This is a genomic window from Aeromonas sp. FDAARGOS 1414, from assembly GCF_019047065.1.
Classification (GTDB): domain Bacteria; phylum Pseudomonadota; class Gammaproteobacteria; order Enterobacterales; family Aeromonadaceae; genus Aeromonas; species Aeromonas veronii_A.
The window spans coordinates 855,167-867,178 of record NZ_CP077210.1 but is presented as its reverse complement, the minus strand read 5'-3'; the positions used below and the strand labels follow the sequence as shown (position 1 = coordinate 867,178).

Genomic DNA, 12,012 nt, shown 5'->3' with positions numbered 1-12,012 from the left:
CAGGTACGCATCAAGCTATGGGACTGCGGCGGGGCGACACTCATAGATTAGGCCCCTCAAACCGCAGCAATCTAGCCATCCAAACGGCTATTTCAATTACCATAACAGAGCCATCCACCGCCGCCAAGCAATAAACCGCTGGTCCCACCCCATCACCCTTGCTGTCACCCCCGAATGCATAGCTGCTCTCACGTTGGCACACACAACCATGCCACTCACGTTCAAGAGCGCACGAGCTCCACTCGGGATTGCCCCGAATCGAGATGGCTGCGGCGAAGGAGAGTCGCGAGAGGAGTGAATTACAGATAAAAAGATCAGTAGCGAGCGGTGAGAACCATTCTCAATAGAACACATAACCAGTGTCATTGGAATACCTACCACAAACTGAATCGGATTTCTTTGAACCTCATTGCGTTTTTTGAAAATGGCTCTTTTTGAACCCCTACCACCCGTGTATAGATTTCCGTCGCACTCAGGATGGTGCGATCCAAGATGGAGTTAAAAAAATAATGAAGCAAACATCGTTAGCACTGGCGATCACAGCACTGCTGTCGACCCTGCCCAGTGCGCTCGTTCAGGCAAATGAAGGTTGTGCGCCGCTCACCGGCAAGGAGAGCGGCATGGATATCGGACGCAGCAGCACCGAGCGCTGCCTGCCAGGTACCAATCCCCTGCAGGATCAGCAGTGGTATCTGCTCAACAGCGGGCAGGATGGATTCAGCGCCCGTGGTGGTATAGCGGGCAATGATCTCAACCTCTGGTGGGCTCATCGCACCGGCGTGCTGGGCCAGGGAGTCAATGTGGCCGTGGTGGATGATGGCTTGGCTATCGCCCACCCGGATCTGGCGGAGAACGTCCGTCCGGGCTCAAAAAACGTGGTGACCGGCAGCGATGACCCGACCCCGACCGATCCGGATACGGCCCACGGCACCTCGGTCTCCGGCATTATTGCGGCGGTAGACAACGCCATCGGTACCAAGGGGATAGCCCCGCGAGCCCAGCTGCAGGGATTCAACCTGCTGGATGACAACAGCCAGCAGTTGCAGAAGGATTGGCTCTACGCCCTTGGCGACAGCGATGCCAGTCGCGACAACCGGGTGTTCAACCAGAGCTACGGCATGAGTGTGGTGGATCCCCGCTCTGCCAACTCTCTGGATCAATCCCAGCTTGATCGTCTGTTTGAACAGCAGACCCTCAAGGCGCAGGGCGCGGCCTATATCAAGGCCGCCGGCAACGGCTTCAACAAGATAGCGGCGGGCGGCTATGTGCTTAACCGCACCGGCAATGGCCCCAAATTGCCGTTTGAAAACAGCAACCTCGATCCCTCCAACAGCAACTTCTGGAACCTGGTGGTGAGCGCGCTCAACGCCGATGGCGTCAGATCCTCCTACTCCAGCGTCGGCAGCAACATCTTCCTGAGCGCGACCGGCGGCGAATACGGTACCGACTCTCCGGCGATGGTGACCACGGATCTGCCCGGCTGCGACATGGGTTACAACCGCACCGACGATCCCAGCACCAACCGGCTGCACGGCAACCCGCAACTGGATGCCAGCTGCGACTACAACGGTGTGATGAACGGCACCTCCTCCGCCACCCCCAGCACCTCCGGCGCCATGGCGCTGCTGATGTCCGCCTACCCGGATCTGTCGGTACGTGACCTGCGGGATCTGCTGGCGCGCAGCGCAACCCGGGTCGATGCCACACAGAAACCTGTGATGGTCAGCTACACCAGCAGCACCGGCAAGGTGCGTGATATGAAAGGGCTGGAAGGGTGGGAGCGCAATGCCGCCGGCATGTGGTTCAGCCCGACTTACGGTTTTGGTCTGATTGACGTCAACAAGGCCCTTGAGCTGGCAGCCAATCACCAGCCCCTCCCCCCGCTGGTACAGCTGCCATGGCAGAAGATCAATGTCACCGGCAGTGCCGCCGCCATTGCCGATGTGGGCAACAGCCCGACCAGCTCAACAACCCGCATCGCGACACCCTTGACGGTAGAAGCGGTTCAGGTGATGGTGAGTCTGGATCATCAGCGTCTGCCCGATCTGCTGATCGAACTGGTCTCCCCCGCCGGCACCCGCAGCATCCTGCTGAGCCCCTTCAACAGCCTGGTCGGCCAATCTCTCGACCAGCAGCAACTGGGCTTTGTGCGAACCAAGGGATTGCGCGACATGCGGATGCTATCCAACAAGTTCTACGGCGAATCGGCGCAAGGCCAGTGGCGACTGGAAGTAACCGACGTTGCCAACGGTACCCGTCAGGTCTCTCTGCTCAATCGCGAGACCCGTGAGCGTACCACCCTGACCGAGCGCAACAATCGCCAACCGGGCAAGCTGATCTCATGGTCCCTGCGGGTCCTGGGTCACGATGCCAACCGCAGCTAACACGCTAGGAGTATTACCATGAACAAACCTGTTACCTTGCTTCTGGCAACCCTGCTGGCCCCCCTCTCGGGACAGCTCTGCGCCCAGGAGTCCGTCACCATGGATGGCAAGCAGTACAGCACTATAGAGGTAAATGGCCAGACCTACCTCATTCCTGACAACGGCAGCAAGAAGCGGGTCGCCCGCAGCCTTGACAGCAAGGTCCCGCAACAGACCCTGCGCCGCGGTGACGTGTTGATGCAAGGGGCCGCCAGCCCCGAGCTCACCGTCAGCGGCACCCTGCTGGTGGAAGCCGATGACAACCAGGCCAGCGCGCTGGCCAGCCGGCACGGCCTGCGCTTCAAGCAGAGCAGCGGCGGCATCGCCCTGCTGGAAGCCAAGCCGGGCACCGATCTGAACGCCGTCGCCACGGCGCTCAAGCAGGAGGGGGTCAAGGTGCAGATTGAACTCGCCGGGGCCCTCAAACAGCCCAAGTGAGCCGTCCCGGGCCATTGCCCGGGCATATCAGCTGATCTTCGAGGGGGCCGCCGGCCCCCTCGCGTGTTGATCGCAGCCATCCTCATTGGCCGTCAGGCCATCCGTTTTCCCTCCTTCTCCCCTGCCCTTTCCCCTCTTGCCACCCCCACCTTTGCTTTGGCACCGCCTTTCGATGCGACCTTGCTCACAACTCGGCCCCCTTGCTCCCGCCGGCACATTTCTCGCTCCCTCGGGGCAAGGCAGCCATCGCCCGGCTTGTTAACCTGCCTGCAGCCAAACGCCGGCCCACCGGCACGTTCGGCCTTCCTTGCGATATCCAATGGCAGCCGCCAGCAGAGCGGCCCAGCCCGGGCGGATGCCTTGCGCCCGGTGTCGATATCTCCTTTGTATTTTTATTCAGACAGTTACGAGGACGTCTTCATGCCTATCACCACAAAATTGAAAGCGGTTTCACTGGGTGTCAGCCTGGCGCTGGCCGGCCTGCTGGTCGGTTGCAACCAGAATGACTCGGATCCCCTGGTCAAGGACGATGCCTATTACCGCGGCCAGGCCGAGGCCATGGTGGCCAAGCTGACCCTGAGCGAGAAGCTGGACCTGCTCTCCGGCCCCGGTTACGGCAGTGCCAACGGCGCCATCAACGTCAAGCAGGACGTGCCCGGCGTGGCGGGTTACATCAACGGCGTGCTGCGCAGCGCGGACGGCATCGACATTCCGGCCCTCAAACTGGCGGACGGGCCGGCCGGGGTGCGGATCAACGCCAACCGCGACGGTGACAGCGCCAGCTACTATGCCACCGCCTGGCCCATCGGCTCGCTGCTCGCCTCCAGCTGGGACGTCAAGCTGGTCAAGGCCGTCGGCGAAGCCATGGGGGACGAGGTGCGCCAGTACGGGGTCGACATCCTGCTGGCCCCGGGCATGAACATCCAGCGTAACCCGCTCAATGGCCGCAACTTCGAGTACTACTCGGAAGACCCCCTGCTCACCGGCAAAATCGGCGCCGCCATGGTCAACGGGGTGGAGAGCAACGGGGTAGGCACCACCATCAAGCACTACTTCGGCAACAACTCCGAGACCAACCGCAACCAGATCAACGCCATCGGCGAACCGAGAACCTTCCGCGAGATCTACCTGCGCGGCTTCCAGATAGCGGTGGACGAGGCCCAGCCCTGGGCGGTGATGACCTCTTACAACAAGATCAACGGCACCTATGTGAACGAGCGCAGGGATGCGGTGACCGACCTGCTGCGCGGCGAGTGGAAGTTCGACGGCCTGGTGATGTCCGACTGGTTTGCCGGCGACGTGGCCAACAACGCCTACAAGCAGGTGCTGGCGGGACAGGATTTGATCGAGCCGGGCAACGTCAAGGAGCAGTTGCAGCAATCCATCGAGCACGGCGATCTCGACGAAGCCAAGGTAAACGAGGCCGCCATCCACATCCTGACCCAGGTAATGAAGAGCCCCTCCTACAGCCAGCTGGCCATCAGCAACAGCCCGGATCTGACTGCCCACGCCAAACTGGCCCGTCAGGCCGGCGCCGAGAGCATGGTGCTGCTGCGCAACGAGGCCGCGGCCCTGCCGCTGGCGGCAAGCAGCACCCTGGCCAGTTTCGGCATCAATCAGATCAACACCTACAAGGGCGGCACCGGCAGCGGCGATGTGAACGCCGCCAGCACCACCACCATCGCGCAGGGACTGGCGGCACACTTCCCGGTCAACGAGGCGCTGCAGAGCTACTACCGCGATTTTTACGAGAACAACAAGGTCTATCACGAGGGGCAATTTGGCGCCAAGGGCTACTACACCTGCGCCGAGGCACCGATCAGCGGCGATCTGGCGGCGCTGATCGCCAGTGCGGCAGCCACCCAGCAAGCCGCCGTCATCAGCATCGGCCGCCAGGCCGGGGAAGGGGCGGATCGCAGCAGCGGCAAGGGGGACTATCTGCTCGGTGATGACGAACGCGCCCTCATCGACGCGGTGAGCAGCGCCTTCCACGCCCAGGGCAAGAAGGTGGTGGTGGTGCTCAATGTCAACGGCGTCATCGACACCGCCCAGTGGAGCGACAAGGTGGATGGCATCCTGCTGGCCTACATGGCCGGCCAGGAGACCGGTCACGCGGTGGCGGACGTGCTCTCCGGCGCGGTCAACCCGAGCGGCAAACTGGCCCAGAGCTTCCCGCACAGCTACGCCAGCGTACCCTCCGCCGGCACCTTCCCGGGCGAGGACACCGACGGGGACGGCGAACCGGACGATCTCTACTACAACGAAGGGATCTACGTGGGCTATCGCTACTACAGCACCTTCGAGCAGGCGGTCTCCTACCCGTTCGGCTTCGGTCTCTCCTACACCAGCTTCAGCTACACCAGCCCCGCCATCGCCAGTAATACCCTAGCGGACGGCAGCGCCGGCAACCTGGTGCTGACCGCCACCATCACCAACACCGGCGCCGTGGCAGGCAAGGAGGCGGCCCAGGTCTATGTGACCGCCCCCGAGGTCAAGCTGAAGAAACCGCTCATCGAGCTCAAGGCCTTTGCCAAGACGGCGCAACTGGCACCGGGGGCCAGCGAACAGCTGAGCTTCACCATTCCGGCCAGCATCCTCGCCAGCTTCGATGAGGCCAGCAACCAGTGGATCGTGGAGCCGGGCCGCTACAGCGCCTACATCAGCCCCTCGTCGGATGTCTCCGCCAGCACGCCGGTCAGCTTCACGGTTAGCAAGGAGATCGTGGTGAGCAACACCACGCCAGGGGCACTGGCACTGCCGACCGGGGTGGATCCCGCCAGCGTCACCACCATCACCCGCTAACAAAGGCAGGCACGGCCGGGCCCCCAGCCCGGCCTTGCCCGAACATTGCCCAGCAATGACCCGCCCACGGGACCGGCCTTGCACCGGTCCCGTTTTTATTGGCGGGCGTTGCGATAGGCCAGCGGCGTCATCCGGGTGTTGGCCTTGAAGAAGCGGTTGAAGGCGCTCTGGGACGAGAAACCGACCCGATCGCTGATGCTCTGCAGCGGTTGATCCCCCTCACCCAGCAAGCGGCAGGCTTCGCTCACCCTCGCTTCCCTCAGCAGGGTCGAGAAACTGCTCCCCTCCCCCTGCAATTTGCGATTCAGGGTCCAGCGGCTGACATTCATGGCCGCGCACACCTCCTTGAGCAGGCTCTCGTTGCTCTCCAGCTCCCCTTCCCGGATCTTGTGGCGGATCCGCTCCCCCACCAGACAGGCAAAGGGGGCCCGCTCGGCGATGTCGGCGCAGATCTGCGCCAGCTGGGCCAGTTGCAGACGACCCAGCGGCTCGTTGTAGCAGTGGCTGGGGCAGTCGAGTTGGGCATTGTCGATGGTCAGGGTGTTTTCCCCCTGCTCCCAGCGGCAGCTAGTGGCGAAGAACTGGTCCAGCAGTTGATGGCGCGGTGGCGGCCGCCCCGTGAAGCCCACCGAGACCCGAGGATCCGCCAGATAGACCCGCAAAATCCGGTAGAGCATGATGAAGTTGGGGATGGCCTGACTCGCCCCCAGGCTGGCGGGCCCCTGATTGACATACAGGTATTGGCTGGCCTGCGCCCCCCGCCGCACCCGCAGCTCGTCACAACTGCCGATGATGGGGCGATAGGCCAGCAGCATCTCTAGCGCCGCCCGCGGTGATGGCTGGTTCAGGCACAGGCTGATGAGGGGTGGATAGTGCTGGTAGAGCTGGCCGATGTCGTAGGAGAGGATGGTTTCGTGAAAAATGGCCAGATAGGGCTGCATCAGTTGCAGCATCCGGTAGTGGCTGTGGGCCGGCAGCCGGCCCTGCTCCCGCTCGATGTCGAACGACGTGAGGCCGCCCGCCATCAAAATGGCATCGGGATCGCCCCCCTGCTGCTGGCAGGCTCCCAGCATTCGTCTGATCACCTGGTTTGATACGCTCTGTGACATCCGTCGTCCAGGCCTCCGTGCTGACAGGAAATTGCTCGTGATCTCCACTTTATCGACTACTGATCCACCTCCCATCGAACAGGGTTAGGAGACCAAGGACCATTATGGGGCGGTCACAGGACGAGCAGATGTAACGGAGTGTAAAAGCACGGGCCAGCACGCATATTTACTCCCTATCGTCAGCCTCACCCATTATGAGAGAGGCAGTCCGGCAGGAATCGGACAAGAGCAGCGATAGTCAACCAGTCGCCCACCGCGATAGGGAAGAGAATCACCCATATCAGGAGGCATACGACGAGCCGACCGGGTTTCACACGGAGTCGGCCCCATCCATCTGTTGAGCTGCATGGATCAGATGTGCCCGTTCATTATTCAGAGGCGGGCGGCAGAGTTGGAAAAACTGGTGGGGTTGTGTGGATTAGCGACACGAAGCTCACTGTGACATGGAGCCAAGCCACGGGAGTGGGTGTGAAAAAGCAGATAAAAACAATGCCAGTCAGGCTTTACTGACTGGCATTAGCCTCATACCGAGGTTTTTTATCACCGGGTAATCGCCATCTCCATTCAGGAGGGCTGTTCGCCTTTGCTCTGGGCACCCGGCGGCAAGGGTTTGCGCGCCATCAACTCCAGTTCGAGCAGAGCATAGCGGTGCTCGATGAAGTCATAGACGTTGTTGGAGAGCGCCAGCTTGAAGTAGCTGATGGCTTCCTTGCGGTTGCCTTTGCCCAACTCGAACTTGCCCAGATAGAAATAGGTTTCACACAGGCGCTCGGCCAGCTCCCGGTTATCTTTCACCCCTTTCACCACATTGCCCATCAGCTGGGACGCGTTGATCTCACCGGTGTAGAGACGCACCAGATCCCAGTTCCATGCATCGTCATCGTACTTGTTGAGGCGCTCGCGCATCCGGCTCATGGCCGCAGCGGGATTGAGCTTCTGCTCGGCCAGATAGAGCCAGATCACCCGATAAGGGTCTTCCGGCTGCGCTTCGTAGAAACGCTTCATATCGGCCGCTGCCAGCTCGGGACGATTACCGTAATAGAGGGCAATACCGCGGTTAAGGTAGGCATAGTCATAATCGGGTGCCAGCTCGAGGGCTGAGTCGAATGCCTCATAGGCTTCGTCGTAGTTCTGCTGCTGTACCAGATAGACACCGATGAAGTTGTAGGCTTCAGCGAAATCCGGTTTCTCCCGCAGGGCCCTGTTGAAATCGAGACGGGCAAGGGAACGCAAGCCGACGCGATCAAACACCACGGCACGTTCATAGAACAACTCGGCCCGTTGCTCCGTGGTCAACTCCATTTCACTCAGCATCTGCCCGAGTCGGGCGAGCGCCAACTCGCTTTGGTAGGAGACCTGCAGGGGGGTCGCCAATACCAGTGAAGCAGGCTGCGCCTTGGGAACCTTAGGGGTGTTGACATGACTGCTACTGCTGCAACCCCACATGGGTAGCAGCAACAGGATACCAAGGAGGTATCCAATCCCTTTCCTGACGTTCAATGAACACTCCGACGCTTACGCTTGACCCCGCATATGGTAAAGGTCAGCCGCCACTTTGTCATGTAGCTGAGCCCCTCTCCATCAAATAAATCAGGATTCGACAGGGTATCCGGCCTCCAGCCAGCCGCGAAAACCGCCGTCAACACTGATTACGTTGCGATAACCCATCTGTTGCAAATTGTCGGCCGCCAGTACGGAGCGAAAACCGCCACCACAATAGAGATAGAGCGTGGTCTCGGGATCCGGGAACAGGGTCTCGATATCCCGCTCAATCACTCCACGACCCAGATATTGGGCTCCGGGCAGATGGCCTTTGGCCCACTCGCTCTCTTCCCGCACGTCGATCAGGTGAAACGTGCGCCCTTCGTCCTGCCAGCGCTTGATCTGGTGAACATCGGTTTCGGTGATGCGGGAGCGGATCCCGTCAACCAGCGCCAAAAAACGGGGATTGTGTTGCATGGCAAGCTCCTTTTGTTGAAATCATCTGCGTCAGCAAACGACACGCAGAGATAAGAAAAGAGCGCCATGAGGCGCTCTTCACTGTTACGGCAGGATTTCCTGTTGGTCCGCACCCTCTTTCTCTACCTGGGTGGGCAGCATGTGCTCGCGCTTGACGCCGAGGAACATGGCAAACGCACTCGCCACATAGATGGAGGAGTAGGTACCGAACGCCACACCGATCACCATGGCCACGGCAAAACCGTGGATCAGCGCGCCGCCCTTGAGCAGCAGCGCCAGCACCACCACGAAGGTGAGCCCGGAGGTGATGATGGTACGGCTCAGGGTCTCGGTCATGGAGAGATCGAGAATGTAGTCGGTATCCCCTTTGCGCACCTTGCGGAAGTTCTCCCGCAAGCGGTCGAACACCACTATGGTATCGTTCAGGGAGTAACCCACCAGGGTCATCAATGCCGCCAGCACGGTCAGGTCGAACTCGTACTGGAAGTAGGCAAAGACGCCCAGGGTGATCACCACGTCATGCACCAGCGAGAGGATGCCGCCCATGGCCAGACGCCATTCAAAGCGCACCGCCACGTAGATCAGGATACAGATGATGGAGGCCAGCATCGCCAGCGCCCCGTCAGTAGCAAGCTCGTCACCGACTGAAGGGCCGACGAATTCGACGCGTTTGAGTACAGCGCCCTCATCGAGCAGCTTGGCCGCTGCCAGCACCTCGTTACCCTGCTGCTCGACCTTGACCCCCTCTTTAGGGGTCAGACGGAACAGTACGTCACGGCTGGAGCCAAAGTGTTGCAGGGTGGCTCCTTCAATCTTCTGCTCTTCCAGAACGTCGTGGATCTTGTCCAGGCTCACCGACTGCTGGAATCCCACCTCGATGGTGGTACCACCAGTAAAGTCCAGACCCCAGTTCAGCCCCCGATCAAACAGGAAGAACAGGGCTACCACCATCAGCACGGAAGAGAAAACCACACCCGGCTTGGCATAGCGCATAAACGGGATCGGTTTTTCAAAATGTAGAATCTGAAACATTTCTCTATCCTCAGATGGGCAGCTTGTCGATACGCCGTCCACCCCAAGCCAGGTTGATAATGGCACGGGAAACTGTGATGGCAGTAAACATGGAGGCGGTCAGACCAATGCCCAGCGTCAGGGCAAAGCCCTTGATGGCGCCAGTACCGATACCGAACAGGATCACGCAAGTGATCAGCGAGGTCACGTTGGAGTCGGCGATGGTGGAGAATGCCCGATCAAAGCCCAGATGGATGGCTTGCTGAACACCGCGACCGTTGCGGATCTCTTCACGAATACGCTCGTAGATCAGTACGTTGGCATCCACCGCCATACCCAGCGTCAAGACGATACCGGCGATACCCGGCAATGTCATGGTGGCCCCAGGGATCATCGACATGATGCCGACAATCAACACCAGGTTCATGCAGAGCGCCAAGTTGGCGACCCAGCCGAACGCGCGGTAGTAGATCCCCATGAACAGCACGATCACCAGCATGGCCCAGCCGATGGCTTCCATACCGCTGTCGATGTTCTGTTGACCCAGGCTCGGGCCAATGGTGCGCTCTTCCACGATCTGGATCGGGGCGATCAGGGCACCGGCACGCAGCAACAGCGCCAGGTTGTGGGCTTCGTTGGCGTTGTCGATACCTGTGATGCGGAACTGGCTGCCAAGGCGCGACTGGATGGTGGCGACGTTGATCACCTCCTCCTGCTTGCGGAACTTGCGCTTGCCATCCGGACCAGGCTGACCGACCGGCTTGTACTCGATGAAGACGGTCGCCATCCCTTTACCGACGTTGTCCTTGGTAAAGTTGGCCATCTTGTTGCCACCCTGGCCATCCAGCTTGATGTTGACCTGGGGACGGCTGTACTCGTCGAAACCGGACTGGGCACCCACGATGTGGTCACCGGTCAGGATCACTCGCTTGTGCAGTACCACCGGACGACCATTGCGATCGGTATAAACCTTGGAACTGGGGGGAACTCGCCCTTCAGCAGCCGCCTGAATATCAGCCGCCTCATCCACCATGTGGAACTCCAGGGTCGCGGTCGCACCGAGGATCTCCTTGGCACGAGCGGTATCCTGAATACCGGGCAGTTCAACGACAATGCGTTCGGCGCCCTGCTGTTGTACCAGCGGCTCGGCCACACCCAGTTCGTTGACCCGGTTACGGATGATGGTGATGTTCTGCTCGAGGGCGTACTTCTTCACCTCCTTGATCTTGGCTTCGCTCAGACCAGCCAGCAGGATGAACTCATCCCCCTTCTGCTCGGTAGTGAAAGTCAAATCAGGGTTCTGACGACGCAGATGAGAAACGGCGCGTTCCTGATCGGCTTCGTCACGGAAGATCACCTGCACCTGATCACCGACCCGGCGTACGCCGGAGTAACGGATCTTCTGGGTGCGCAGCTCGGAGCGGAAATCCTGCACCATCTGCTCTTGCTGCTTGGTCAGTGCTTCGGCCATGTCCACTTCCATCAGGAAATGCACACCACCGCGCAGATCAAGACCCAGCTTCAGAGGCGCCGCACCGATGGCTTCGAGCCAGGCGGGAGTGGAAGGTGCCAGGTTGAGTGCGGTAATGAAGTTGTCGCCCAGCTTGTTGGCAACGATATCGCGCGCCTTCAGCTGGTCTTCGGTGTTCTTGAAACGGATCAGGATAAAACCGTGCTCGAATGCAGCATGTTTGACCGGGATCTTGGCCGCTTCAAGGGTCTCTTTCACCAGATCAAGAGTATCTAGCTTGACTTCGGCACCACGGCTGGCAGAAACCTGCAAAGCCGGATCTTCGCCGTAAAGATTGGGGGCTGCATATAGAAAACCGATGGCGATCACCAGGATCACCATCAGGTATTTCCACAGCGGATAGCGATTCAACACGCTGTGCTCCTTGGGAGATTAAAGGGACTGGATAGAACCCTTGGGCAGAACGGCAGAGACGAAGTCCTTTTTGATGGTGACTTGAGTCTGGTCGTTCAGGGCGATCACCAGGTAATCGCTGTCTGCAGCCACTTTGGCAATTTTGCCAACCAGGCCACCAGAAGTGAGCACTTCATCACCCTTGGACAAGGAGCTCATCAGATTGCGGTGATCCTTGGCACGTTTGGCCTGGGGACGATAGATCATGAAGTAGAAGATCAGGCCGAATACGGCCAGCATGATGATCATTTCCATACCACCACCCTGTGCACCCGGTGCTGCGCCTTCTGCATACGCCTTGGAGATAATGCTCATTTAACAACCTCTTATTGATGTAGATTAAAAA

General features: G+C 59.9%; 9 protein-coding genes. 3 read left to right on the top strand and 6 right to left on the bottom strand.

Annotated features, from left to right (window positions below):
- Positions 1 to 509: 509 nt before the first annotated feature.
- The 3 genes from I6L44_RS03845 to I6L44_RS03835 all read left to right on the top strand — a co-directional run bounded on the left by I6L44_RS03845 (position 510) and on the right by I6L44_RS03835 (position 5,663).
- Positions 510 to 2,384 (top strand): S8 family serine peptidase, encoded by a 1,875-nt coding sequence (locus tag I6L44_RS03845; RefSeq protein ID WP_216953342.1) that lies wholly within the window; start codon positions 510 to 512, stop codon positions 2,382 to 2,384.
- An 18-nt stretch (positions 2,385 to 2,402) separates the two neighbouring features.
- On the top strand, positions 2,403 to 2,861 hold the full coding sequence (locus I6L44_RS03840) for a hypothetical protein (protein WP_216953341.1): 459 nt from the start codon (positions 2,403 to 2,405) through the stop codon (positions 2,859 to 2,861).
- 420 nt (positions 2,862 to 3,281) lie between these two features.
- Positions 3,282 to 5,663 (top strand): glycoside hydrolase family 3 protein, encoded by a 2,382-nt coding sequence (locus I6L44_RS03835; RefSeq protein ID WP_216953340.1) that lies wholly within the window; start codon positions 3,282 to 3,284, stop codon positions 5,661 to 5,663.
- Positions 5,664 to 5,758: 95 nt separating this feature from the next.
- On the opposite strand, the gene I6L44_RS03830 is transcribed toward I6L44_RS03835, so the two are convergent.
- The 6 genes from I6L44_RS03830 to yajC form a co-directional block, all read right to left on the bottom strand.
- Positions 5,759 to 6,736 (bottom strand): AraC family transcriptional regulator, encoded by a 978-nt coding sequence (locus tag I6L44_RS03830; protein ID WP_216953339.1) that lies wholly within the window; start codon positions 6,734 to 6,736, stop codon positions 5,759 to 5,761.
- A gap of 600 nt (positions 6,737 to 7,336) precedes the next feature.
- Positions 7,337 to 8,272 (bottom strand): lipoprotein NlpI, encoded by a 936-nt coding sequence (gene nlpI / locus I6L44_RS03825; RefSeq protein ID WP_005344691.1) that lies wholly within the window; start codon positions 8,270 to 8,272, stop codon positions 7,337 to 7,339.
- Positions 8,273 to 8,362: 90 nt separating this feature from the next.
- A complete protein-coding gene (locus I6L44_RS03820) occupies positions 8,363 to 8,731 on the bottom strand; it encodes a rhodanese-like domain-containing protein (RefSeq protein WP_005344690.1) in 369 nt (122 codons plus the stop codon).
- A gap of 84 nt (positions 8,732 to 8,815) precedes the next feature.
- Positions 8,816 to 9,763 carry a protein translocase subunit SecF gene (gene secF / locus I6L44_RS03815; RefSeq protein WP_005344682.1) on the bottom strand — a complete coding sequence of 316 codons (948 nt, stop codon included), beginning with the start codon at positions 9,761 to 9,763 and terminating at the stop codon, positions 8,816 to 8,818.
- A 10-nt stretch (positions 9,764 to 9,773) separates the two neighbouring features.
- Positions 9,774 to 11,627, bottom strand: a complete 1,854-nt coding sequence (gene secD, locus I6L44_RS03810) for a protein translocase subunit SecD (RefSeq protein WP_216953338.1) — start codon at positions 11,625 to 11,627, stop codon at positions 9,774 to 9,776.
- Positions 11,628 to 11,645: 18 nt separating this feature from the next.
- Positions 11,646 to 11,981, bottom strand: a complete 336-nt coding sequence (gene yajC / locus I6L44_RS03805) for a preprotein translocase subunit YajC (protein ID WP_005337327.1) — start codon at positions 11,979 to 11,981, stop codon at positions 11,646 to 11,648.
- Positions 11,982 to 12,012: the final 31 nt, after the last annotated feature.

What these genes read in the sequence shown, in the direction of transcription:
- I6L44_RS03845 (WP_216953342.1), top strand. Translation starts at nt 510, where the DNA reads ATGAAGCAAACATCGTTAGCACTGGCGATCACAGCACTGCTGTCGACC.
- secF (WP_005344682.1), bottom strand. Translation starts at nt 9,763, where the DNA reads ATGTTTCAGATTCTACATTTTGAAAAACCGATCCCGTTTATGCGCTAT.
- I6L44_RS03820 (WP_005344690.1), bottom strand. Translation starts at nt 8,731, where the DNA reads ATGCAACACAATCCCCGTTTTTTGGCGCTGGTTGACGGGATCCGCTCC.
- I6L44_RS03835 (WP_216953340.1), top strand. Translation starts at nt 3,282, where the DNA reads ATGCCTATCACCACAAAATTGAAAGCGGTTTCACTGGGTGTCAGCCTG.
- I6L44_RS03830 (WP_216953339.1), bottom strand. Translation starts at nt 6,736, where the DNA reads ATGCTGGGAGCCTGCCAGCAGCAGGGGGGCGATCCCGATGCCATTTTG.
- yajC (WP_005337327.1), bottom strand. Translation starts at nt 11,981, where the DNA reads ATGAGCATTATCTCCAAGGCGTATGCAGAAGGCGCAGCACCGGGTGCA.
- I6L44_RS03840 (WP_216953341.1), top strand. Translation starts at nt 2,403, where the DNA reads ATGAACAAACCTGTTACCTTGCTTCTGGCAACCCTGCTGGCCCCCCTC.